This window comes from Delftia lacustris (assembly GCF_040267515.1).
Lineage (GTDB): Bacteria > Pseudomonadota > Gammaproteobacteria > Burkholderiales > Burkholderiaceae_C > Comamonas > Comamonas tsuruhatensis.
The window spans coordinates 2,324,324-2,348,259 of sequence record NZ_CP141274.1; the positions used below are offsets into that span (position 1 = coordinate 2,324,324).

15 protein-coding genes (1 of these 15 cut by a window edge) are annotated in these 23,936 nt (G+C 67.5%); 7 read left to right on the forward strand and 8 right to left on the reverse strand.

The window, feature by feature from the left end; genetic code table 11:
* Positions 1 to 6,479, forward strand: the end of a protein-coding gene (locus U6958_RS11800) for a non-ribosomal peptide synthase/polyketide synthase (RefSeq protein WP_350337308.1). The gene continues 12,118 nt to the left of window position 1, outside the view; the window shows 6,479 of its 18,597 coding nt (coding positions 12,119-18,597); the start codon falls outside the window, past its left edge; its stop codon occupies positions 6,477 to 6,479.
* Between the two features lie 185 nt (positions 6,480 to 6,664).
* The gene (locus U6958_RS11805) at positions 6,665 to 9,064 is read left to right on the forward strand and encodes a TonB-dependent siderophore receptor (RefSeq protein WP_043790281.1); all 2,400 of its coding nucleotides are present in this window, start codon (positions 6,665 to 6,667) and stop codon (positions 9,062 to 9,064) included.
* A gap of 76 nt (positions 9,065 to 9,140) precedes the next feature.
* Here U6958_RS11805 and U6958_RS11810 read toward each other — a convergent pair whose 3' ends face one another.
* The 5 genes from U6958_RS11810 to U6958_RS11830 all read right to left on the reverse strand — a co-directional run bounded on the left by U6958_RS11810 (position 9,141) and on the right by U6958_RS11830 (position 14,542).
* Positions 9,141 to 10,175 (reverse strand): FecR family protein, encoded by a 1,035-nt coding sequence (locus U6958_RS11810; protein WP_074921440.1) that lies wholly within the window; start codon positions 10,173 to 10,175, stop codon positions 9,141 to 9,143.
* Between the two features lie 12 nt (positions 10,176 to 10,187).
* Positions 10,188 to 10,787 carry an RNA polymerase sigma factor gene (locus U6958_RS11815; protein ID WP_017404741.1) on the reverse strand — a complete coding sequence of 200 codons (600 nt, stop codon included), beginning with the start codon at positions 10,785 to 10,787 and terminating at the stop codon, positions 10,188 to 10,190.
* Positions 10,788 to 11,001: 214 nt separating this feature from the next.
* The gene (locus U6958_RS11820; protein WP_074921441.1) at positions 11,002 to 12,300 is read right to left on the reverse strand and encodes a lysine N(6)-hydroxylase/L-ornithine N(5)-oxygenase family protein; all 1,299 of its coding nucleotides are present in this window, start codon (positions 12,298 to 12,300) and stop codon (positions 11,002 to 11,004) included.
* Positions 12,301 to 12,311: 11 nt separating this feature from the next.
* Positions 12,312 to 13,424, reverse strand: a complete 1,113-nt coding sequence (locus U6958_RS11825) for a GNAT family N-acetyltransferase (protein WP_074921442.1) — start codon at positions 13,422 to 13,424, stop codon at positions 12,312 to 12,314.
* Positions 13,425 to 13,576: 152 nt separating this feature from the next.
* On the reverse strand, positions 13,577 to 14,542 hold the full coding sequence (locus tag U6958_RS11830; RefSeq protein ID WP_074921443.1) for an alpha/beta hydrolase: 966 nt from the start codon (positions 14,540 to 14,542) through the stop codon (positions 13,577 to 13,579).
* A 247-nt stretch (positions 14,543 to 14,789) separates the two neighbouring features.
* Between U6958_RS11830 and U6958_RS11835 the strand changes: the two genes are divergently transcribed.
* Both U6958_RS11835 and U6958_RS11840 read left to right on the forward strand, forming a co-directional pair.
* Positions 14,790 to 16,511: a cyclic peptide export ABC transporter gene (locus U6958_RS11835; protein WP_074921444.1), complete on the forward strand. Its 1,722-nt coding sequence runs from the start codon at positions 14,790 to 14,792 to the stop codon at positions 16,509 to 16,511.
* 21 nt (positions 16,512 to 16,532) lie between these two features.
* Positions 16,533 to 17,375, forward strand: coding sequence for a N(5)-hydroxyornithine transformylase PvdF (locus U6958_RS11840; RefSeq protein ID WP_074921445.1), 843 nt, complete (start codon positions 16,533 to 16,535; stop codon positions 17,373 to 17,375).
* 153 nt (positions 17,376 to 17,528) lie between these two features.
* Here the strand turns inward: U6958_RS11840 and U6958_RS11845 are convergent, their stop codons facing one another.
* The 3 genes from U6958_RS11845 to U6958_RS11855 form a co-directional block, all read right to left on the reverse strand.
* Positions 17,529 to 18,287: a 3-hydroxyacyl-CoA dehydrogenase gene (locus U6958_RS11845; protein ID WP_034363673.1), complete on the reverse strand. Its 759-nt coding sequence runs from the start codon at positions 18,285 to 18,287 to the stop codon at positions 17,529 to 17,531.
* Positions 18,288 to 18,418: 131 nt separating this feature from the next.
* Entirely contained in the window at positions 18,419 to 19,465 is a 1,047-nt protein-coding gene (locus tag U6958_RS11850) for an extracellular solute-binding protein (protein WP_016450487.1), read from the reverse strand.
* Positions 19,466 to 19,741: 276 nt separating this feature from the next.
* Positions 19,742 to 20,290: a phasin family protein gene (locus tag U6958_RS11855; protein ID WP_016450488.1), complete on the reverse strand. Its 549-nt coding sequence runs from the start codon at positions 20,288 to 20,290 to the stop codon at positions 19,742 to 19,744.
* A gap of 323 nt (positions 20,291 to 20,613) precedes the next feature.
* On the opposite strand from U6958_RS11855, the gene U6958_RS11860 reads away from it, so the two are divergent.
* The 3 genes from U6958_RS11860 (at position 20,614) to U6958_RS11870 (ending at position 23,900) form a co-directional block, all read left to right on the forward strand.
* Entirely contained in the window at positions 20,614 to 21,075 is a 462-nt protein-coding gene (locus U6958_RS11860) for a thioesterase family protein (RefSeq protein WP_017404735.1), read from the forward strand.
* Between the two features lie 115 nt (positions 21,076 to 21,190).
* Positions 21,191 to 22,411 (forward strand): nicotinate phosphoribosyltransferase, encoded by a 1,221-nt coding sequence (gene pncB / locus U6958_RS11865; RefSeq protein WP_074921446.1) that lies wholly within the window; start codon positions 21,191 to 21,193, stop codon positions 22,409 to 22,411.
* 61 nt (positions 22,412 to 22,472) lie between these two features.
* Complete coding sequence (locus tag U6958_RS11870) at positions 22,473 to 23,900, forward strand: sodium:proton antiporter (protein WP_074921447.1); 1,428 nt, start codon at positions 22,473 to 22,475, stop codon at positions 23,898 to 23,900.
* Positions 23,901 to 23,936 lie beyond the last annotated feature (36 nt).

Here is a 23,936-nt window from a genome sequence, read left to right on the forward strand (position 1 = left end):
AGATCAGCGTGGCCGATCTGACCACCGCCTACTGGCTGCTGCTGGTCCAGGATTTTGCGCGCCAGGGCCTGCGCGGGTACGGGCGGCTCAGGCAGGTGCATGTGGGCGGCGAGGCCATGCCGGGCGCCGGCCTGCAGGCCTGGCGCGATGCCGGGCTGGGCCATGTGAGGCTGCTCAATGCCTATGGCCCGACCGAGGCCACCGTCACGGCCTCCCTCTTCGACTGCACCGGCCTGGTGGAAGGCGCCGGCGCGGCGCCGCAGGCGCTGCCGTCACAGGACCTTCCCATAGGCCGGCCCCTGGCGGGCCGGCACATGTGGGTGGTGGACGACCGGATGCGCCCCGTGCCCCTGGGCGTGGCCGGTGAGCTGTGCATAGGCGGCCCCCTGCTGTCGCGCGGCTATCTGAACCGGGCAGGGCTCAGCGCGGAGCGCTTTGTCGCCGACCCCTTCGGCCACGATGGCGCAAGACTCTATCGCACGGGCGACCTGGTGCGCTGGAATGCACAGGGCCAGCTGGAGTACCTGGGGCGGGTGGACCACCAGGTCAAGATCCGCGGCCTGCGCATCGAGCTGGGCGAGGTGCAGTCGCAACTGCTGGCGCTGGACGATGTGCGCGAGGCCGTGGTCGTGGCCGGCGAGGGACCGGCGGGCACGCGGCTGCTGGCCTATGTGTCTGCCCGCAGCGGGCGGACCCTGGACGGGCAGGAGATGCGCGAGCGCCTGGCCACGGTACTGCCCGACTACATGGTGCCGGGCGCCATCATGGTGCTGGACCAGTTGCCGCAGAACGCCAACGGCAAGCTGGACCGGCAGGCCCTGCCCGCGTTCGGCATGCCAGCCGCCAGCCAGGCGCCAGAGGGCGAACTGGAGGCGCTGCTGGCCCGTATCTGGGCCGAGGTGCTGGGCCTGGAGCGGGTGGGGCGCAGCGACAACTTCTTCGCGCTGGGCGGTGATTCCATCCTCAGCCTGCAGATCGTCTCGCGCCTGCGCCGCTTCGGCTGGAAGCTGTCGCCACGGCAGCTGTTCGAGCGGCAAAGCATTGCCGAGCTGGCGCGTGTGGCCGAGCCCGTGCAGGACGAGGCCGTGGAGCAGGAGACCCCGGTCCAGGGGAGCGTTCCCCTGCTGCCCATTCAGGCGGAGTTCTTCGAAACGGACGTGCCGCAGCGATCCCACTGGAACCAGGCCCTGCTGCTGCGCAGCATGCAGCCGCTGCAGCCTGCGCCGCTGCGCCAGGCCCTGGCCGATCTGCTGGCCCGGCACGACAGCCTGCGCCTGCGCTTTCGCCCCACGGCGCAGGGCACCTGGGAGCAGGCCTACGCAAGCCCGTCCGAGGCCGATCTGCAGGCACTGCTGTGGGTGCGCCAGGCACGGGATGCCGGCGCGATCGAGGCCTTGTGCGAACAGGCGCAGCGCAGCCTGGACATCGTCCACGGGCCGCTGCTGCGCGGGCTGTGCATCGAGGTGGGCGACGGCAGCTGGCGCCTGCTGCTGGTGGCCCACCACCTGGTCGTCGATGGGGTCTCCTGGCGCATCCTGCTCGAAGACCTGCGTTCGGCCTATGCCAGCCGGCTGCAGGGCCTGGAGCCCGCCAGGGTCCACAAGACCGCCAGCTACCAGCGCTGGTCGCAGGCGCTGCAGGCCCATGCCGCGCAATGCGGCGGCGAGCTGGCCTTCTGGCAGGCGCTGGCCCAGGTGCCGGCCAGCCTGCCCTGTGCCCGCCCCGGGGGGGCCAACACCCTGGCATGGCAGTCCAGCGTCGAGCTGCGGCTGGACCGCGAGCGCACCGAGGCCCTGATCAGCCGCGTGCCGGCGGCCTACAGGACGCAGATCAACGACATCCTGCTGGCCGCCCTGGGGCGCGCCCTGTGCGCGTGGAGCGGGCAGCAGCGCATCCTCGTGGACCTGGAGGGCCATGGCCGCGAGGAGCTGTCGGCCGGCGTGGACGTCTCGCGCACCGTGGGCTGGTTCACCAGCGTCTTCCCGGTGGCGCTCGATGCGGGCACAGGCCCGGGCGACGCGCTCAAGCGCGTCAAGCAAAGCCTGCGCGAAGTGCCGCTGCACGGCCTGGGCCATGGCGTGCTCAAGTACCTGGGCACGGCGCAGCAAAGGCAGGCCATGCGGGCCTTGCCCCAGGCCAGCCTGGTCTTCAACTACCTGGGGCAGTTCGACGCAAGCTTTGACAGCGCGGCCCAATGGCTGCCGGCTGCCGAGGGCAGCGGCATGCCGGCCGACGCCTCGGCGCCGCTGTCGCACGAGTTCACCATCAATGGCCGCGTGTACGACGGCGAGCTGGTGATGACGGCCGCCTTCAGCACGGCGCGCCACGACACCGCCGATGTGCAGGCCTGGATGGGGCGCTACCGGCAGGAGCTGGAAGGCCTGATCGACCACTGCCTGAGTGGCGCGCAGGGGGTGACGCCCTCGGACTTCCCGCTGGCCCGGGTCACGCAGGCGCAGCTGGACGGCCTGGACCTGCCTGCGGGCAATCTGGCGGACCTCTATCCGCTGTCTCCCATGCAGTCGGGCATGCTGTTCCACAGCCTGTCCGATCCCTCGGGGCTGTCCTATGTCACCCAGCTGCGCATCGACGCGCATGGCCTGGATGCCGCGCGCTTCCGAAAGGCCTGGCAGGCGGTGCTGGACCGCCATGCCGTGCTGCGCAGCGGCTTCCTGGCCGATGCGTCCCTGCCGCTGCAATGGGTGGCCCGGCAGGTCCTGCTGGACATCACCGAGCATGACTGCCGGCACAGCGAGGATGTGGCGGGGGCCCTGGATGCCCTGGCCGCCGGGCAGTTCGCGGCCTTCGACCTCAGCAAGCCGCCGCTGATGCGGCTGGCCCTGGTCCGGGTGTCCGATGGCAGCCACCACTGCATCTGGACCGCCCACCACCTGCTCACGGACGGATGGAGTTCATCGAGCCTGCTGGGCGAGGTGCTGCGCGACTACAAGGGCATTGCCGTGGAGCCCGTGGACACCAGCTACCGCGACTACATCGCATGGCTGCAAGGCCTGGACCACGGGGCCAGCGAGGCCTACTGGAGGCGCCTGGTGCAGCCGCTGCACGAGCCCACCTTGCTGGTGGATGCGCTTGCCCGGCCTGCTGTCCGGCCTGGTGCCTTGCCTGCAGCCCGTCAGGGGCACCACGAGGCCGGCGCCGCGCTGGATGCCGGTGTCACGCAGCAGCTGGTGGAGTTTGCCCAGCGCGAGCGCGTGACGGCCAACACCCTGGTGCAGGCCGCATGGTCGCTGGTGCTGGCGCGGTACACGGGCCAGGCCACGGTGGCCTTCGGGGCCACGGTGGCTGGCCGCCCGCCCGAGCTGGCCGGCGTGGAAAGAATGCAGGGGCTGTTCATCAACACCTTGCCGGTGGTCGTGGCCTGCGACGGCGCGCTGGAGCTGGGCCCCTGGCTGCGCACGCTGCAGGCACAGAACCTGGCCTCGCGCGAGCATGAGCAGACGTCGCTTTCGGACATCCAGCGCTGGGCGGGCAAGGGCCAGCGCGGCCTGTTCGACAGCATCCTGGTGTTCGAGAACTACCCCATGGATGCGGTGCTGTCCGCGCATGACGACCCGCATCTGCGGTTTGCGGTGACGCATGCCATCGACGTGACCTCCTATCCCATGGACCTGGAGGTGCGGCTGGGCGATGTGCTGTCGCTCAAGATGATCTACCAGCGGAGCAGCTTCGGCGATGACGCCGTGCAGGCACTGCTGCGGCAACTGGTGCAGGTGCTGGCGTCCATGGCGGGCGAGGGCATGCACTGCCTGCGGGACATCGCCTTGCTGCCCGAGCCCGGCCGCGATGGGCCGGGGGGCACGGGCACGGGCACGGGCACAGGAACGGATGCCTGCCGCCCGCCGTTCCTGCCCGTGCATGCCTGCATGGCGCTGCAGGCGCGCCGGGACTCGGGTGCGGTGGCGCTGCTCATGGGCGAGCAGACCATCAGCCATGGCGAGCTGCAGGCGCGCAGCAACCATTTCGCCAACCGCCTGGTGCAGTCCGGCGTGGGGCGCGGCGCCATCGTCGGCATCGCCATGGAGCGTTCGCTGGAAATGGTGATCTGCCTGCTGTCCGTGCTCAAGGCGGGCGCGGCCTACCTGCCCCTGGACCCGGCGTCGCCGGCCGAACGCCAGAGGTTCATGCTGGCAGACAGCGGTGCCTCCCACCTGATCGCCCACAGGTCGGCGCTGCACAAGCTGGGCACGCCGGCCGTGGCCCATCTGGTGGTGGCCGAGGAGGTGGACTTCACCCAGGCCTGCAACGCGGCGCCGGCCCATGCCGTGCACGAGCGCGACCTGGCCTATGTGATCTACACCTCGGGCTCGACCGGGCAGCCCAAGGGCGTGGTGGTCGAGCACGGGCCGCTGGCCATGCACTGCGCGGCCACGGCCGGGATCTACGGCATGCGGGCGAACTCGCGCGAGCTGCATTTCATGTCCTTCTCCTTCGACGGCGCGCATGAGCGCTGGCTGACGGCCCTGAGCATCGGCGCCGGCCTGGTGCTGCGCGAGCCGCAGATGTGGACGGCGGAGCAGGCCTGCGAGGCCCTGCGCCACCACGGCATCTCCAATGCCGCGTTCCCGCCGGCCTATCTGGCGCAGATCGCGGACTGGGCCGCAGAACAGTCGCAGGAGCCGCCGCCGGTGGAGCTGTACGTCTTCGGTGGCGAGGCCATGCCCAAGGCCGCCTACGACAAGGTGCGCCAGAGCCTGCGCCCGCGCCTGCTCATCAACGGCTACGGCCCCACCGAGACGGTGGTGACGCCGCTGATCTGGAAGGCCGAGGCCAGCGAGACCTTCGACTGCGCCTACGCCCCCATCGGCCGGCCCGTGGGCGAGCGCACGGTGCACATCCTGGATGCCGACCTGCACCGGGTGCCGCACGGCGTCGTGGGCGAGCTGTACATCGGCGGCTACGGCCTGGCGCGCGGCTATCTGTCGCGCCACGGCCTGACGGCCGAGCGCTTCGTCGCCGACCCCTTCGACGGCGGTGGCGGCCGCCTGTACCGCACGGGGGACCTGGTGCGCGAGATGCCGGACGGCAACATCGAGTACATCGGCCGGGCCGACCACCAGGTCAAGATCCGGGGCTTCCGCATCGAGCTGGGCGAGGTCGAGAAGGCCGTCCGGGCCGTGCCCGGCGTGGTCGATGCCGCCGTGCTGGTCCAGGATGCCGGTACAGGCAAGCAGCTGGTGGCCTATGTGGTGGGGGAGGAGGGCACCGCCGCGCAGTCCCTGGTCCAGCGCATCCGCCAGCAGACAGGCGAGCACCTGCCCGACTACATGCTGCCGGCCCATACGCTGGTCCTGCCCGCCCTGCCAAGACTGGTCAGCGGCAAGCTCGACCGTGGTGCGCTGCCGCTGCCGCAGGCAGATGCCGCGCGGGTGCACGTGCCACCGTCCACAGCGTCGGCCATGGCGCTGGCCCGCATCTGGCAGGAGGTGCTTGGCGTGGAACGCGTGGGCGAGACCGACAACTTCTTCGAGCTGGGCGGGGACTCCCTGCTCAGTCTCAGGATGCACGCCAAGGTGCGCAAGCTGGGCGATCCGCAGTTGGACTTCAAGCTGCGCGACCTTCTGCAGCGGCCCACCATTGCCGGCCTGCTGGAGCTTCGCTCAGCCGGCGCCGGTGGAGCTGGGGGCGTCGTGGCGCTCAACGCCGTGTGTGAGGCTGCGCCACCGCTGTTTTGCGTGCATGCCGGGTTCGGCACGGTGTTTGACTACCAGCCGCTGGCGCGGGCACTGCAGGACCGGCGCACCGTCCACGCCATACCCTGCCGCAGCCTGGGCGATCCCGGCTACCGCGACCGCTCGCTGGAGCAGATGGCCGACGACTACTGCGCGATGGTGAGGCAGGTACAGCCCGCCGGCCCCTACCACCTGCTCGGCTGGTCCCTGGGCGGCAGCCTGGCGGCCTTGATCGCGGCCCGGCTCGAAGGCCAGGGGCAGACGGTGGGTTTCCTGGGGCTGGTGGACCCGTTCGTGCCTGCTGGCGATGCGGCCGGGTCCCCGTCGTGGTGGGATGACTTCCGGCTCTTCGTCTCGCAGATGCTGCCCTTGGCGCGCATCGAGGACCTTGCGGACATCGATGCATCGGTGCCGCCCCGCGCCGATCTGCTGGCTGCCGCGCTGGGCCGCGAAGCTGCAAGGCAGGGACCGGGGGGGCCCAGCGGCCATGCCTGCATGGACGGCGCCGACCTGGCCCAGGCCTTTCTGACCACCCTGCACCTGAAGCACCTGGCGCTGCAGGCGCAGGCCCTGGCGCCCGTGCAAGCGGCGGCAAGCCTTTGGTGGAGCGATGAAACCGCGGCCGGGCACCGGCTGCGGCTCGCGCACCAGCTGCGCCAGGAGGACGCCGGAAGGGCCGAAAGGGCAGAGGGCGCGGTGATCCGCGCCGACCACTACGCCATCATGAGGAACGAGGGGCTGACGGCCGAAATCCTCGACGCCTTGGCGCTGGAGTACGCGCTGGACTGAGGGGCAACGGCGGCCGGGGTGCCTCCCCCGGCCCGCCCCGTCCCGGGTCTTTTTCGTGAAAACCGGGTTACACCTTGTCTCCATTTTTGCGCGCAGAACGTCTTTGGAATGCACAGCAACCCGGGCGGAGGTCCGTGCCCGGTTGGTAACCAGTCTCATTCAATGCCTTTGGAAATTCTTCGACCATGCCTTCCTTGCCCCGTCAACATCTGCTGAGCCTGGCCCTTGCCACGGCCTTTGGTTCCGTCTCGTTCTGGAGCACCGAGGCGGTGGCCCAGGCCACAGGGCAGGAGGCTGCCCAAGTGTTCGATATCCATGTGCCGGCCCAGGCCCTGGCTTCGGCCATCAACGAGCTGTCCCGCCAGACGGGAACCCAGATGTTTGCCGCAGGCGACCTGGTGGCCGGGCTCAGTTCCCGCGCCGTCAACGGCCGCCTGACATCGGAGCAGGCCTTGCGGGAGCTGCTGGCCGGCACGTCCCTGGAAGCCATCAGGATGAACAACGGAGGCTTCGCCATCCGCCGTCCCGCGGTCTCCGGCGCGACCTTGCCGACCATCAACGTCACGGACAGCGAAACCGCAGCCGGCCCCGTGCAGGGCTATGTCGCCCGGCGCAGTTCAACGGGCACCAAGACCGATACGCCCATCCTGGAGACACCGCAGTCCATCACGGTCATCGGTGCCCAGGAGATCGAGACGCTGAAGTCGCAAAGCCTGCAGGATGCGCTGGGCTACGCGGCCGGCGTCACCCGCGCCGAGGGCCTGGACCGGACCTCGGACAGCCTGTACCTGCGCGGATTCCGCACCACGGGCATGTACCGGGACGGCAGCCTGTTCACGGCCAACATCTACGACGGACGGCAGGAGCCCTACGGCCTGGAGCGCATCGAGCTGCTCAAGGGCGCCTCTTCGGTGATCTTTGGCTCGGTCTCCCCGGGCGGCGTGGTCAACACCGTGAGCAAGCGGCCCACCACGGAAAAAATCCGGGAGCTGAACATCGACGCCGGAAGCTTCGGGCGCAGGCAGGTCTCGGGTGATTTTGCGGGTGCCCTGGACGACGAGGGCAAATGGTCCTACCGGCTGGTGGCGCTCAAGCGCGACAGCGACAGCTTCATCGACCGTGTCCCCGATGACAGAACCTATGTCGCCCCATCGCTCAAGTGGCAGCCCGATGCGAATACCTCGCTGACACTGTTGGCCGAGGTCCAGAAGGACCGCACCACCTACGTCTACGGGCTGCCCGCCTACGGCACCCTGCTGCCCAACATCAATGGACAGATTCCCCGCAACCGCTTCATCGGAGAGGCGGGGCGGGACAAATTCGATCTGGACCGCTACTCCATCGGCTATCTCTTCGAACATGCCTTTTCCGAGAAGCTCAAGCTCAGGAACAGCATGCGCTACTACAACGCAAAGAGCAGCTACTTCAGCACGGACGGCTGGGGCCTGTCCGCCGACCAGCGCTCGGTGGTGGAGCGCTACTACCAGCCGCGCTGGGACCGCTCGTCGGCCTTCGTGACCGATACCTCGCTGCAGTACCAGCTGGACCAGGGCCGCATCAAGCACACCATGCTGGTGGGCTTCGACTACGCCCTGCCAAAGCACGAGACCGAGCGCTATGAACAGCAGGCCGCCGACCTCGATGTCTTCAACCCGGTCTACGGCAAGCCGGTGGGCCCTGTCTCCCCCTACTACCGATCGTCCTGGAAGAACGACTACAAGCGCCTCGGCATCTATGCGCAGGACCAGATCAAGATCGATGACAAGTGGGTGGTTCTGCTGGGCGGCCGCTATGACAAGGTCCGCTTCAACGAGACGAACTTCTTCACCGGGGACGTGAGCGCGGCCAATGAGAAAAGCTCGGCCTTCACGGGCCGGCTGGGCGTGGTCTATCTCGCCGCCAATGGCCTTGCCCCCTTCTTCAGCTACAGCGAGTCCTTCGAGCCCACCCAGGGCCAGGACCGCCTTGGATCGCGGTTCAAGCCCACGACGGGGCAGCAGTACGAGGCCGGTGTCCGCTACCAGCCCAGCGGCTCCAGGGCCATGGTTTCGGCGGCGGTCTTCCAGCTCACCCGCCAGAACCTGCTCGTGCCCGATCCCCAGGACGCCAGCAGGGCGTTCAACATACAGGCCGGTGAAGTCCGCTCCCGCGGCTTCGAGCTGGAGGCGCGAAGCTCCATCGGCCGCAATGTGAACATCATTGCCGCCTATGCCTACACGGATGCGCGCACCACGCAGGCAAGCCCCCTGCAGCCGGACGAGCTGGGCAAGCGCTCCATCGGCGTGCCCTACAACCAGATATCGCTGTGGGGCGACTACAGCTTTGGCGACTTCGGGCTTGCCGGCCTCAAGGTGGGCATGGGCGCCAGGTACCTGGGCCAGACACGCGGCCTGGCCTATGGCGTTCCCGTCTCGCTGCCGGCGTTCACCCTGGTGGATGCCATGGTCAGCTACACCACCGGACCCTGGCGCTTCGCCCTGAACCTCACCAACCTGACCGACAAGACCTATATCGCCAGCTGCTCCTACGGCTGCTTCTACGGCGAGCCCCGCAAGGTGATCGGCACGGCCACCTATCGCTGGTAAGCGGGCATGGGCCATGGGCCACGGCTGGAGCGATCCGGCCGTGGCCTTTTCTTTGTCGGGGAACCGAAGGCGCCGTTCAGAGCGCCTGCAGCTGCACGCTGCCATCGGCCTGCGCGCGCACCCTCAGCGGCAGGATGGAGGGCAGCACGGCCAGCAGGCCGGCCGAGTCATTGGCGCGAAAGCGCCCCGTCAGGCGCAGCGCGGCCACGCGCGCATCGGCGGCTTCGATGGGCTGGGTGCGGTAGGCGTTGACGGTGGCCAGGGCCTCGGCCAGCGGGGTGTTCTCGAAGACCAGCCAGCCTTCGCGCCAGGCGGACAGCGTGGCGGCATCGGCCTGGCGCACGGCCTCGGGCTGGCCATTGCGGATGTCCACCACCTGGCCTGGCAGCAGGTCCAGCGTGGCCGCCGCCTCGGTCGTCGGATCCTGCGCATCCCTGCCCAGCACGCGGACCCTGACATGGCCATGCTCCACGCCCACCGTGACCGTGCCGCCACGGTCGCGCACGGTGAACACCGTACCCACGACCTCGATGCGCGCCTCGCGCGTGATGACCTCGAAGGGGCGGTCGGGGTCCGAGGCCACTTCGAATCGCGCTTCCCCGCGCGACATGGATACGCTGCGGCGCTGGCGGTAGAGCGTCACGGCAATGGCGCTCTGGGGCGCCAGCTCGATGCGGCTGGCCTGCAGCGGCGCCTTGCCGTCGGCCAGCGTGACCTTGAGCATCTGCGAGTTGCGCGTGGCATAGGCCGAGGTGTGCAGGGGCTGCTGCCAGTACCAGTAGGCGCCCCGGCCCGCCAGCGCGCCGGTGCCCAGCAGCCCTGCAAACGACAGCAGCAGCTTGCGGCGCTGGACGCTCCTGGTGGAGCGCGAGGCGCTGTCCGCCAGCAGGGCGGTTTCCTGGAATTGCTCGCGCAGTCCGCCGGACAGGCCGCCGAGCATGTTCCAGCGCAGGTGCGCCTCGCGTGCGGCGGCATCGTGCCGGGCTGATTTCTCGCGCCATTCGCCCAGGGTCAGGCGTGCCTGGTGGGCCACCGGGTCGGGAGCGATTTCGCTTTGAACGATCAGCGTCAGCGCATGCTCGACCATGCGCTCGCTAGGTGCACTTGCCATGGAAAGGGGGGGTCAGGATGCGTCGTCGGTCAGTGTACTGTTGTCGAAATCCATGGCGCTGCCCAGCGCATGGTCCTCGATCAGCTCGGAGCGCAGCTGGGCCAGCACGCGCGAGCAGTCCAGCGTGGCGCGCACCATGTGCTTGGCGACGGCCATTTCGGTGATGTTGAGCTGATCGGCGATTTCCGCGCGCGTGTAGCCATGGGCGCGAAAGAGGATGAAGACTTCGCGCCGGCGCGGCGGCAGGCTTTCCAGCGCCTGGACGACGCGGTCCAGGATCTGGCGCTGGGCGGCCAGGGTTTCGCTGGAGGGCGCGCTGTGCTGCACCGCCATTTGCTGGCGCGTCCAGTCCTGGGAGGTCTTGCGCTTGCGCGCATCGTCTATGCACAGGTTGCGTGCCACGCGAAACAGCAGGGCGCGCGGGGATTCGATGTCGGCATCGGGGAGCGCCTCGGCCTTCTTGCCGCTGCGCAGGCCCAGGGCGTGCACATAGACCCGCTCGAAGCTCGATTGCGCGATGTCGGCCGCATAGTGCGGATCCCGGAGATCGCGCGTGAGCTGGCGGCGCAGATCGCCATAGTGAGCCACGAGTTCCTGGATCAGGTCACGCATCCGGATACCTGCCTTTCCGCAAGGGCGATGGGTTGGAACCCCTGGGTCCGTACAGAGAAGGGCCTACCGGATGCCGCAACCCCGGCCAGGGCCGGGGCGGTGCAGCAGCGGGTATGGGATTCAGCGGCGCAGGTGATTCGAATTCAAATGCAAATGGTTTGCATTCAAATTATGGCATGGGAGATTCGTGCGCCATCATGCCCGGTGCGATCTTTCAGTCCTGCAGCGCCAGCTGTTCTGTGCGCGCAACATCGGGTTTTTGGGCTTGCGCTGCCAGCAGGGCGTCGCCGATTTCGCCGGTGCGCACCGAGGTGACCGACAGCAGGGTGTCGCTGAGGCCGTGGGAGCCCTCGCAGGCGCCCTGCAGGAAGATGGCGGGGCGAAAGTCCGGCGTGGTGTGCACCTGGTAGTCGCGGCTCACGGAGAAGTCGCCCAGGTAGGGGGCCAGCGGGTCCAGCAGGGTCTTGTGGTGCTCGCGCGCATAGCCGGTGGCCAGCACCACCACGTCGTAGCGCGATGCATGGTCGATGCCGCTGTTGAGGTCGCGCAGGCCCAGGTGGATGCCGTCGCTGGCGGCGCGCGCATCCTGCACCTCGTGGCGGCGCAGGAAGCGGTGGCGCGTGTCGCCGACGACCTTCTGTTCATAGAACACCTTGAAGATGCTCTCGATCAGCTCCAGGTCGGGGCAGGCGTAGTTGGTGTGCCAGAACTCGCGCAGCAGGGCGCCGCGCTCGTCGTGCGGGCGGCTGTAGACATGGTCCACGAAGTCGGCGTTGAAGATTTCGTTGACGAAGGGGCTGTCGTCGGACGGGCGGATGGAGCGGGCGCGCATGACCAGGTCGATCTCGGCGGCGGCGTAGCGGCCGTGCAGGTTCATGAAGATTTCGGCGGCGCTCTGGCCCGCGCCCACGACGGCGATGCGCAGCGGCCTGGCATGCTCGGCAATGCTGCGCAGGTAGGCGCTGGAGTGGAAGACGCGCGCATCGCCGCGCAGGGGCTTGAACTGCTCGGGAATGCTGGGCGTGCCGCCGATGCTCATGACCAGGTTCTGGCCCAGGCGCTCATGCACGTTGCCGGCCGCATCGCGCGAGCGCACGCGCAGCAGCTCCACCTTGCCGTCGCGTTTTTCCGGCAACACCTCGATGACTTCCTGGCCGTAGACGCAGCGGTCCTCGAACTTGGAGGCGGCCCAGGCCAGGTAGTCGTTGAACTCGTGGCGGCTGGGAAAGAAGGTCTTGAGGTTGATGAAGTCCTGCAGCCGGCCCTTCTCGTGCAGGTAGTTGATGAAGGTGAAGCGGCTGGTGGGATTGCGCAGCGTGGCCAGGTCCTTGAGGAAGGACACCTGCATGTGGGCCTGCTCCAGCAGCATGTCCTTGTGCCAGGCGAAGCGCGGCTGCTTTTCGATGAAGACGGGGTGCATGGCCCGCGCGGTGGTTTCGCGCTCCTTGAGGGCGATGGCCAGGGCAATGTTGGAGGGGCCGAAGCCGATGCCGATCAGCGGGTGGGTTTGCATGGAAGGTCCTTTCATTGGGTCGATGCGTCCAGTGCGTCCGGCGCGGCTGCGTCGGTCTGCGGTATCCACAAGGCGTCTGCGAAAAAGCGTTCCCTGAGCAGCACTCCCAGCACGGCGCGCTTGTGCGGGAAGTCGAATTCCTTGACCAGCGCATAGCCGCAGCGCGGCAGGCTTTTGCGCATCTTGCGGTTGTCGGCGCGCGGCTCTACGACGATGCGCTGCGTGCGGCAGTCGTCCAGAAAGAGGTAGTGCGACAGCGAGGGCAGCCAGGCCGTCAGGTAGGGCTGGCCGCGGAACCGCGCCTCCCCCACCAGCGCATGCCAGCCCCGGTCATGGTCGCCCGCGTCATAGAAGGGGGCGATGCGGTCTTCCTTGGCCCAGTAGGCCTCGAAGTAGCCGAAGGGCTCGCCGTCGAAGCAGCCGATGAGGCCGAGCGCATGCGGGTCGCCGGCCATGCGCTGCAGATAGGCGCGGTGGTGGGCAAGGTCGCCGCTTTCCTCCCAGAAATGCGCGACGACCGGGTCGTTCATCCAGCGGTGGATGAGGGGCAGGTCGGCCTCGGGCTCCACGGTGCGAAAGCTCAGCGTGCGGCCCAGCCAGGGGATGAAGCGGCGGTAGACCTCGCCGCGCGGCTTGTGCAGGCGCACGGGGTGGCGCCGGCCTTCGCTGATCGTGTAGTGCAGCGCATAGGGTGGGCGCGGGCGGGGCAGCCACAGGGGCTGCTGCCAGAGCACGCTTCTTGCCACGCGCGGAGCCTGGCCTGGCTGCACTGTGGCGATGCTGTCGCGCAGGCCCGGTGGCAGGCGGGGCAGGGACAGCTCGATTTCCCGGGCATCCGGGTGCAGGCCGAAACCGGCCTGCAGCGCGGCCAGCAGTTCATCGGCTTCGGGCATGCCCGAGCAGGGGCCCAGCCATTGCAGCCGCAGCAGGCCTGGCGCGGCCGCGGGTGACAGGTTCCAGAGACTGTGCTTGCCGGGCCTGCCGGCATTCACGGACCCCGAACGTTCCAGGCGCAGCCGCTGTCCATCGACGAAGACGCTGATCGTCTCGGCGCCTGCATGGGCGAGGTAGCTGGCGCCGGAGGCGTCCGGTGACGGTGTAGCGGTGGCTTCTACTGGACGCACGTGGACTCTTTCAGATGGAGTGCCCCGCGTGCGGGACACGGGTCGGGGCTCGGGCAAGGGCACAGGGGACACAAGGGACACAAGGGACACAAGGGACACAAGGGACACAAGGCAGCCTCATGACCGGGATGACGCGCAGGCGCGGCAAATGTTCATGCCAGGGCCGGGATCCGGGCCGCCTGGAAGGCATGGGCCAGTGCCTTGCAGATCCGGCCGCGCAGCACCTCGGTCTCTTCGGTGAGGGCGCCCAGCCGCGCAAAGTCATGGACCATGCCGGCGTAGATCTGCAGGTCCACGGCCACGCCGGCGGCCTGCAGCCGCTCGGCATAGCGCTTTCCTTCGTCGATCAGCGGGTCGTACTCGGCCAGCACCATCAGCGTGGGGGCCAGCCGGCCCAGGTCGGATGCCTGCAGCGGGGCAAAGCGCCAGTCCTGCCGGTCCGCATCGCTGCGCAGGTATTGGCCGAACATCCAGGCCAGGGTGTCACCTTCCAGCAGATGGCCGGTGGCCAGGCGCGCATGCGAGTCACTGTCCTGCTGCGCTGCCGTGCAGGGGTAGAGCAGCAACTGCAGCAAGGGCTGGGGCATGCCCGCGTCGCGTGCGGCGATGCACAGGGCCGTGGCCAGCGTGCCCCCGACGCTGTCGCCGCCAATGGCCAGGCGCTGCGCGTCCAGGCCATGGCGGCCGCCGTGCTCCAGCAGCCAGGCCAGGGCGTCCTCTGCGTCGAGGAAGGCGGTGGGAAAGCGGTGCTCTGGCGCCAGCCGGTAGTCGATGGCCAGCACATTGCAGGGCGTGCCCAGCGCCAGGCTGCGGCACAGGCTGTCATGCGATTCGAGCCCGCCCAGCACATAGCCGCCGCCGTGAAAGAACAGCAGGCAGGGCGCGGACGCAGCCTGCGCTTCGCCCCGGTAGAGGCGGGCGCGGATGCGTGCGCCGTCACGCGTGGGCAGCTCCAGGTCTTCGGTAGGCAGCCCATCGCCCGGCAGGTCCAGCGCCAGCGTGGCGTTGTCGTAGGCGGCGCGCGCCTGCGCTGCCGTCATCTGGCTCATGCGCGGGCGGCTGGATGCCTGGGCGTTGGCGAGTTCGAGAAATGCTTGCAGGTCGGGGTGGAGAGCCATGGCGTCCTTCGGGTGTGCGGCAGACAAGGCAGGGCGGGCCGGTGCAGGGCATGGTGCCCGCGCTGCCCCTTCCCCGTGATGACGCTGGGCGGCGGAATTTGTTCATCGCCGGGACGATGAACATTTCCCGCGCTCGCACGTCTTGCAGGGAGTGGGCAGCGTGCGCCGTGCGCCGCATCCCCAGGAAAACGCCGGGCCGCGCCGGTATTGCAAGGCCATGCGCCCACGGGCGCCAGAGGAATCCCTTATGGAAAACGCCAGCCGACCGCCATCCGAGGTACTGCGCCTGCTCAGGCCCTTCCTGCCGTGGATGGCCCTGTCCGTGGTCACGGGCATTTGCGCGGGTGGGGCCACGGTGGCGCTGCTGGCGACCATCAACCAGGTGCTCAACCGCCCAGGCGGATTGGCCGGCGGGCTGCTGCTGACCTTCATCGCCCTGTGCGCCACCGTGCTGGTGTGCCGGGCCACGTCCGACATGTCGGGCAATTTCGTGGGGCAGCGCCTGGTGGCCCGGCTGCGCAAGGAGCTGGCCAGCAAGATCCTGGCCGCGCCCATCGACGCGCTGGAGCGCTACCGCACGCACCGCCTCATGCCCGTGCTCACGCAGGACGTGGACATGATCAGCGACGTGGCCTTCGTGCTGGCCTCCAACGTGATCGCCCTGGCCATTGCGCTGGGCTGCCTGGCCTACCTGGCCCTGCTGTCGCCGCCGCTGTTTGCCATGCTGGTGGTGGCGCTGGTGCTGGGCGTGAGCCTGCAGGCGCTGGCGCAGTCGCGCGGCGTGGCGGGGTTCTGGAAGGCGCGCGATCACGAGGAAGTGCTGCACAAGGCCTACCGCGCCATCAGCGAAGGCGCCAAGGAGCTGCGCATGCACCGCGCGCGCCGGGGCCGCATCTTCGACGGGCAGATCGGCGGCACGGTGGATGCCATCCGCCGCATCAACAGCCGCGCCATCAACACCTATGTACTGGCCTCGGCCTTCGGCTCGGCGCTGTTCTTTCTGTTGATCGCCCTCATCCTGGGCTGGGCCGCGCTGCGCACCACCGAGCCCGTGGTGCTCAGCGGCTTCGTGCTGGTGCTGCTGTTCCTCAAGGGCCCCATGGACCAGATCGCGGGCGCGCTGCCCAACCTGGGCCGTGCCAAGGTGGCGCTGCAGCGCATTGCCGACCTGTCGGCGCGCTTTGCCAGTCCCGAGCCGCACCTGCACCTGGACCTGGACAGCCCGCCCGGCGAGGTCCGCCTGGACCACGGCCTGGAGCTGCGGGGCGTGCGCTATGCCTTCGATGCGCCCGAAGGCGGCAAGGCCTTCGAGATCGGCCCCATCGACCTGAAGCTGGGCAAGGGCGAACTGGTCTTTGTGGTGGGTGACAACGGCTCGGGCAAGACCACGCTGATCAAGCTGCTGCTGGGCCTGTACGCGCCCCAGCAGGGCGAGATCCTGCATGACGGCCAGCCCGTCACGGCACAGACGCGCGATGACTACCGCCAGCTGTTCACCACGGTGTTCTCGGACTTCTACCTGTTCGAGGACCTGGTGGCCGGTGGCGAGGAAGGCCAGGCCGCCGCGCTGCCCGAGGCCGCGCTGCCCTACCTGCAGCGGCTGGAGATCGCCCACAAGGTCAGCGTGCGCAACGGCAGCTTCAGCACCATCGACCTGTCCACCGGCCAGCGCAAGCGCCTGGCCCTGGTCCACGCCTATCTGGAGGGCCGGCCCGTGCTGGTCTTCGACGAATGGGCGGCCGACCAGGACCCGAGCTTCCGCCACCTGTTCTACACCGAGCTGCTGCCCGAGCTGCGCGCCAGGGGCCACCTGCTGGTGGTCATCTCCCATGACGATCGCTACTTCCACCTGGCCGACCGCATCGTGCGCATGGAGGCCGGCCGCATGGTCCTGCCGCAAGACGGGGCGCAGCCGGTGGCGGCTGCATCGGCCAGTCCCGCCAGTCAAGGCGTGCTGGCCGACATCTGAATTCCTGCTGAATCCACGAACATGGCAAAGACAAAACTCGTCTACATCTGGTCCCTGAGAAACGCCGCCGCCGACCAGGCCGGCCAGCACATCGCCTACAAGGGCGCAACGCGCTACATGAAGTCGCCGCTCGAATACCTGGGCGAGCTGCTGGACACCAGCCCGCTGGGCGATATCTACAGCCTGGAGGCCGTGATCCACGACGACGACGAGGCCTCGCCGCGCGACCGCGAAAAGATCGGCGACTACGGCTTCAGCTACCGGCCGGGCGGCCGCTGGTTCTATCCGCCGGACCTGCGCATCCAGGGGCGCAGGGTCAATGACCTGCTCATGGCCGTGCCGTCTTCCTACCGGCGCCTGCCGCTGAACGATCCGCAGCGCGCCGTGGGCAAGCAGATGTTCGAGGCGCAGTTGCAGGACAGGCTGGTACAGCTGGGTGCCGAGCGGGTGGTGCTGGATGGCCTGCTCGTCATCCTGGACCGGCTCGTGCGGCCCGGTGCCCTGTTCCACCGCAGGATCGCCAACATCCACCCCGGCATCACGCGCCTGGAGTCACCCTATGAACGCCGGGGCGCCTGCGCCACGCTGGACGCGCTGCATGGCGCACAAGGCTACAAGATCGTGGACTGGAAGACCATGGAACAGCGCCCGGTCCCGCCCCTTTTCAAGACCGGCGCATCCTTTCACTACGTGGACAACGGCATCGACTCCGGCGAAGTCATCGCCGACGTGCTGGGCACCGACATCGATCCCCAAGACACGATTCTTGAGCTGCGCTGGAACAACTTCCAGCACAGCCTGTTCCCTGCATTGCGCAAGGGGCTGGAGATGATGGCCAGAGCGCCTGCAGACACCACGGTGTGACAACGCGCGTATCTCAAAAACCGGCACGGCCCAAAGCGAGGGACACCGAGCAAGGGCCTATGCCGGCCGCGCCGCCCCGTCGCGAGGGTGTCGTCCCCCTCCCTCGCGAAGCGAGAAAGAGAGGGGGAAGCGGCGCAGCCGCTCAGGGGGTGCTTACTTCGGCGCCAGACGAATGGCCCCGTCCAGCCGGATCACCTCGCCATTGAGCATGTCGTTGTCCAGGATGTGGCGCACCAGCTTGGCATAGTCCTGGGGCGTGCCCAGGCGGCTGGGGAAGGGCACGCCGGCGGCCAGCGCATCCTGCACTTCCTGCGGCATGCCGAACAGCATAGGCGTGCCGAAGATGCCGGGGGCAATCGTCATGTTGCGGATGCCGTTGCGCGCCAGGTCGCGCGCAATGGGCAGCGTCATGCCGACCACGCCGCCCTTGGACGCCGCATAGGCCGCCTGGCCGATCTGGCCGTCGTAGGCCGCCACGCTGGCCGTGGAGATCAGCACGCCGCGCTCGCCCGTGCTCTCGGGCTCGTTGGCCGACATGGCGGCGGCGGCCAGGCGGATCATGTTGAAGCTGCCGATCAGGTTGACCGTGATGGTCTTGGAAAACAGCGCCAGGTTGTGCGCGCCGTTCTTGCCCACGGTCTTCTCGGCGGGCGCAATGCCTGCGCAGTTGACCAGGCCTGCCAGCTTGCCCAGGCTCACGGCCTTGTCCACCACGGCCTGGCCATCGGCCTCCTGGCTCACGTCGCATTTGACGAAGACGCCGCCGATCTCGCGCGCCACGGCCTCGCCCTTGTCCGCCTGCATATCGGCGATCACCACCTTGCCGCCCTCGGCCGCCAGCATGCGCGCCGTGCCTTCGCCCAGCCCGGAGGCGCCGCCCGTGACGATGAATACCCGGTCCTTGATCTGCATGGAATGTCTCCTTGGTTATCTGACGTTGACGTAAACGTAACTCTCAAATTATGCATGCAGCCCCGGCCGCAGCCATGTCGCGCCCAAGAAAAAGCCCGGCAGTGCCGGGCTGGTGATGGGCGCGATGGGGATTACTGGAACCCGGCACGGTCCAGCATTTGCTGGACCTTGGTCATGTTCTTGCCCACGGCCGTGATCGGGATGGTCTCGCTCTTGAAGGGCTTGCCGCCGGTCATTTCCTTGAGGGCAGGGTTGTCCAGTTCCACGCCCTTGGCTGCTGGCCACTCGTTGTTGCCGTTGGCAAAGTAGTTCTGGGCGGCGGGGCTGGCCAGGTACTCCAGGAACTTGACGGCGTTGTCCTTGTTCTTGGCATGGCGTGCCACGGCGCCGCCCGCGATGTTCAGGTGCGTGCCCCAGCTGGACTGGTTGGGGAAGACCACGCCGATCTTGCCGACCACGGCCTGGTCCTCGGGCTTGCCCGAGCGCATCATGCGCGCCAGGTAGTAGCTGTTGGTCACGCCGATGGTGCATTCGCCCGAGGCCACGGCCTTGATCTGGTCGGTGTCGCCACCCTTGGGCGGGCGGGCCAGGTTGGCCTTCATGCCCTGGATCCAGCCCTCTGCCTTTTGCTCGCCCATGTGTTCGACCACGGTGCCGAACAGGCTCAGGTTGTAGGGATGCGAGCCCGAGCGGATGCACAGCTGGCCCTTGAACTTGGGGTCGGCCAGCGATTCGTAGTTCTGCACGTCGGCAGGCTGGACCTTGGCCTTGTTGTAGACGATGACGCGGGCACGTGTGGACAGGCCGAACCAGCTGATGCCATCGGCCGTGGGCTGGGCGCGCAGGTTGGAGGGAATGGCGTCTTCCAGCAGCTTGGAGTGGATGGGCTGGAACAGGCCATCCACCTCGCCGCGGTACAGGCGCGCGGCATCGACCAGCAGGATCACGTCGGCCGGCGAGGCCTGGCCCTCGGCCTTCAGGCGCGCAATGATGCCGGCGTCGTCGCCGTCCACGCGGTTGATCTTGATGCCGGTGGCCTTGGTGAAGCCGTTGTACAGCTCCTCGTCCGTGGAGTAGTGGCGCGCGGAGTAGAGGTTGACTACCTGGGAGTCGGCAATGGCTGTGCCGGCAGCCACCAGGGCGCAAGCGGCAAACAGGGCTTTCAGGGATTTCGACATGAAGACAGGCCTCTCTTTGTTGGCAAAGCGCGATGATAGGCCAGACGCGAATCGTTCTTAATAAAGAGGGTGGTTCTGGAGGGCTATGGCAGCCCGGGGTATCGAGGACGGGAATAAAAAAAACCCAGTCCAAGGACTGGGTTTTGAAAGGATCCAGAAACGGGGGTTTCGAGAGGATCCAAGGAGACAACTGGTCAGGTCTTGCGACCCGGGATGCATGCAATTATGAGGGTAATCACTGATTCTTGCACGCAGTCCTGTTGTAAGACGGCGTGATCAACGCTTGCGGGTCTGGGCCGACTGGACGGCTTCGCTGGCGGTGTTGGTCACGGCCGTGAAGTTGGCTTCCGCCAGGTCCGAAGCCTGCTTGACGGCCTTTTGCACCGACTCGAAGGCATTGTTGGCAGCCGACACGGCGCTCTTCATCACGGCCACGGCGGTTTCGGAACCTGCGGGTGCGTTCTTGGCGGTGGTGTCCACCAGGGCGCTGAAGTTCTTCTGCAGATCGGACGCCTGGCTTTCGAAGGCCTTGGCCAGCTCGGCACCGGTGCCGCTGGCGATGTCGTACAGGTGGCGGCTGTAGGCAGCGGTCTTTTCAGCCAGGGGCTGGAACAGGTTGGCCTGCAGCGACAGCAGCTCCTGCGCATCCTTCACGCTCAGGACGGCCTGGGTGTGCTGGGCGGCTTCGTTCAGTGCGGCGCGCGAGGCGGTCACATTCAGTTCCACCAGCTTTTCAACGCCTTCGAAGGCCTTGCTCGTCAGGCCGAACAGGGTTTCCAGGTTGGCCTTTTGTGCGCTCAGGATTTGGTCAGGGGTCAAGCTCATGTCAGTCTCCAGAAAAACGGACCACAGGGGTCTCGGGTTACGGGGAATTGCCTGCGCTGACCTGACTGAGTGTCATGTTGCAGTGCAGCATGGGTCTTATTGTAGGGATTGCAAAAAAGGAATCAAGTACCTGATGCTGCGGTGCAGCAAAAAAATCGGCAAAGCTGTGGGTTTTTTGTAAGTCTTTGATTTTGAATTGGTTTTATGTCGGTTTGACGACATTTTTCGGTTTGCATGCTTACTCGCTTGGCGAGTGATTGGCAACAGTGCGCGTCGTGATGGCGACAGTGGCTGGGGACAGGGCGCATTCGGCCGGCGGCACAATGGCCGCCATGAATGAATCGCCCCCGAGCCGCCCCGCGCCGCAGCCCCGTTCGGCCTATGCGGCATTCCGACGCATCAGCACGCGCTGGTCGGACAACGATGTCTACGGGCACGTCAACAACGTCGTCTATTACAGCTGGTTCGATACGGCGGTGAATGCCCATCTGATCGAGCAGGGCGCGCTGGATATCCACGCGGGCGAGACGATAGGCCTGGTCATAGAGACGCAATGCAATTACTTTGCGCCGCTGGCCTTCCCGCAGGAGGTGGAGGCCGGTATCCGGGTGGCCCGCATCGGTGGCTCCAGCGTGCGCTACGAGGTGGGGCTGTTCGCGCAGGGCGAGCCATTGACGGCGGCGGCCGGGCATTTCGTGCATGTCTATGTGGACCGGCATACGCGCCGGCCTGCCCAGATTCCGCAGGCGCTGCGACAGGTGCTGGAGCCGCTGCTGCGCGGCTGATGGCGTCCGGGGCGCATGCAAGGCGTGCGCTCGCAGCGCGGCAGCGTGTGTATGGCCTACACTCGAAAGCTGTCTGCCATCTGACCGCTGGGGCGCTTACCGCCCGGCTCTGTCCATGATCATCACCAGCCTGCTCGATACCGACCTGTACAAATTCACGATGATGCAGGTGGTGCTGCACCAGTTTCCCGGAGCACAGGTCGAGTACCGCTTCAAGTGCCGCAACCCCGGCGTGCAGCTCGCACCCTATGTGAACGAGATCCGCTCCGAGATCCGCTCGCTGTGCAGCCTGCGTTTCCAGGACGCGGAGCTGGCCTATCTGAGCTCGCTGCGCTTCATCAAGAGCGACTTCGTCGATTTCCTGGGCCTGTTCCACCTCAACGAGAAATGCATCACGGTGCAGGCGCTGCCCAATGGCGAGATCGACATCACCATCCGCGGGCCCTGGCTGCACACCATCCTGTTCGAGATTCCCGTGCTGGCCATCGTCAACGAGGTGTACTTCCGCAACACCCAGCCGGTGCCCGATTTTCCGGAAGGCCGGCGCCGGCTGGATGCCAAGATCGCGCTGCTGCAGCAGCCCGGCCTGGAGCAGCTCAAGATTGCCGACTACGGCACGCGCCGCCGCTTTTCGCGGGCCTGGCATGAAGAGGTGCTGCGCGTGCTGTGCGCACGCCTGGGCCGGCCCGGCACATCCGCGGAGACCGAAGGCCAGTTCGCCGGCACCAGCAATGTGCTGTACGCCATGAAGCTGGGCGTCCGGCCCCTGGGCACGCTGGCGCATGAATACCTGCAGGCCTGCCAGTCCCTGGGCCCGCGCCTGCGCGACAGCCAGATCTTCGGCTTCGAATCCTGGGCGCGCGAATACCGGGGCGACCTGGGCATTGCGCTGTCGGACGTCTACGGCATGTCGGCCTTCCTGCGCGATTTCGACCTGTACTTCTGCAAGCTCTTCGACGGTGCGCGCCACGACAGCGGTGACCCGTTCGAATGGGGCGAGCGGCTGCTGGCCCACTACCGTGCCAACCGCATCGATCCGCTGACCAAGACGCTGATCTTCAGCGACGGCCTGACGGTGCCGCGCACCATCGAGCTGTTCCAGCGCTTCCATGGCCGCTGCCAGCTGGCCTTCGGCATAGGCACCAACCTGACCAACGACCTGGGCGACGCGCCCGACCATGTGCCGCTGCAGATCGTCATCAAGATGACCCGCTGCAACGGCCAGCCCGTGGCCAAGCTCTCGGACACGCCGGGCAAGAGCATGTGCGATGACGAGAAGTACCTGGCCTACCTGCGTCAGGTGTTCGAGATTGCGCCGCCTGCGGCGCAGGCTTGATTACGGCACCACCTGCCGCCAGGAGGGGACAGTGAATAGAGAACAAAGAGGAGACGGGACCATGAAGGCATTGCGCGGATTGCTGGCGCTGCTGGCCACCTGCGCGCCATCCTGGGCCCTGGCCGCCGATATCGACGGCGGCCAGCTTTCGGTACTTTGGGGCGTGCCGTTTGCGGGCATGCTGTTGTCCATCGCCCTGATGCCGCTGGCGGCGCCCCATTTCTGGCACCGGCATTTCGGCAAGGTGACGGCCGCCTGGGCGCTGGTCTTTCTGCTGCCCTTCGCGGCGGTGTTCGGCGTGGGCGCGGCCATGGCCAACCTGGTGCATGCCCTGCTGGCCGAATACCTGCCGTTCGTGATCCTGCTGACGGCGCTGTACACGGTGTCGGGCGGCATCTATGTGCGCGGCAATCTCAAGGGATCGCCGGGGCTGAACACGGCCATTCTGGCGATCGGCGCCGTGCTGGCCAGCTTCATGGGGACCACGGGCGCCTCGATGCTGCTGATCCGGCCGCTGCTGCGCGCCAACGACAACCGCAGGCACCAGGTGCATGTGGTGGTGTTCTTCATCTTCATCGTCTCCAATGCCGGCGGCTCGCTGACGCCGCTGGGCGATCCACCGCTGTTCCTGGGCTTTCTCAAGGGGGTGGATTTCTTCTGGACGGTACGCCACATCTTCACCGAGACGCTGTTCCTGGTGGGCGCGCTGCTGGCGCTGTTCTACGCGATCGATGCCTGGCTGCTGCGCAAGGCCGGCGAGGCGGATCTGCCCGATCCCACGCCCAGCGTCGATGCCTTGGGCCGCGCCAGCCGCCTGGGCTTTGATGGCGGCGTGAACTTCGTGCTGCTGCTGGCCGTGGTGGCACTGGTGCTGATGAGCGGCCTGTGGCGTACCGATGCCGGCCTGGTGCTGGCCGGCACGCATGTGGGCCTGCCGGGTCTGGTGCGCGATGCGGGCCTCGTCGCCGTGACTGTGCTGTCCCTCAGGCTCACGCCGCGCAGCGTGCACCAGGCCAATGAATTCGGCTGGGGGCCGATGCAGGAAGTGGCCAAGCTGTTCGCGGGCATCTTCCTGACCATCATTCCCGTGATCGCCATGCTCAAGGCGGGCACGGGCGGGCCGTTCGGCGCCATCGTGGGCGCCGTCACGCGCGCCGACGGCACGCCCGATCCGCTGATGTACTTCTGGGCCACGGGCCTGCTGTCCTCCTTCCTCGACAACGCGCCGACCTACCTGGTGTTCTTCAACACCGCAGGGGGCGACGCCGCGCAGCTGATGACCACGATGGCCTCCACGCTGGCGGCCATCTCCGCGGGCGCGGTGTTCATGGGTGCCAACACCTATATCGGCAACGCGCCCAACCTGATGGTCAAGGCCATTGCCGAGGAGCGCGGCGTGAAGATGCCCAGCTTCTTCGGCTACATGGCCTGGTCGCTAGGCATTCTGGTGCCGCTGTTCGTATTGATGAGCTTCATCTGGTTCCGCTGAAGAACCGCCTCCCGCCAAGACAAGGAAAGAGACAGA

Coding starts and splice junctions, on each gene's coding strand:
- U6958_RS11805 (WP_043790281.1), top strand. CDS start 6,665: ATGCCTTCCTTGCCCCGTCAACATCTGCTGAGCCTGGCCCTTGCCACG.
- U6958_RS11810 (WP_074921440.1), bottom strand. CDS start 10,175: ATGGCAAGTGCACCTAGCGAGCGCATGGTCGAGCATGCGCTGACGCTG.
- U6958_RS11815 (WP_017404741.1), bottom strand. CDS start 10,787: ATGCGTGACCTGATCCAGGAACTCGTGGCTCACTATGGCGATCTGCGC.
- U6958_RS11820 (WP_074921441.1), bottom strand. CDS start 12,300: ATGCAAACCCACCCGCTGATCGGCATCGGCTTCGGCCCCTCCAACATT.
- U6958_RS11830 (WP_074921443.1), bottom strand. CDS start 14,542: ATGGCTCTCCACCCCGACCTGCAAGCATTTCTCGAACTCGCCAACGCC.
- U6958_RS11835 (WP_074921444.1), top strand. CDS start 14,790: ATGGAAAACGCCAGCCGACCGCCATCCGAGGTACTGCGCCTGCTCAGG.
- U6958_RS11840 (WP_074921445.1), top strand. CDS start 16,533: ATGGCAAAGACAAAACTCGTCTACATCTGGTCCCTGAGAAACGCCGCC.
- U6958_RS11845 (WP_034363673.1), bottom strand. CDS start 18,287: ATGCAGATCAAGGACCGGGTATTCATCGTCACGGGCGGCGCCTCCGGG.
- U6958_RS11850 (WP_016450487.1), bottom strand. CDS start 19,465: ATGTCGAAATCCCTGAAAGCCCTGTTTGCCGCTTGCGCCCTGGTGGCT.
- U6958_RS11855 (WP_016450488.1), bottom strand. CDS start 20,290: ATGAGCTTGACCCCTGACCAAATCCTGAGCGCACAAAAGGCCAACCTG.
- U6958_RS11860 (WP_017404735.1), top strand. CDS start 20,614: ATGGCCGCCATGAATGAATCGCCCCCGAGCCGCCCCGCGCCGCAGCCC.
- pncB (WP_074921446.1), top strand. CDS start 21,191: ATGATCATCACCAGCCTGCTCGATACCGACCTGTACAAATTCACGATG.
- U6958_RS11870 (WP_074921447.1), top strand. CDS start 22,473: ATGAAGGCATTGCGCGGATTGCTGGCGCTGCTGGCCACCTGCGCGCCA.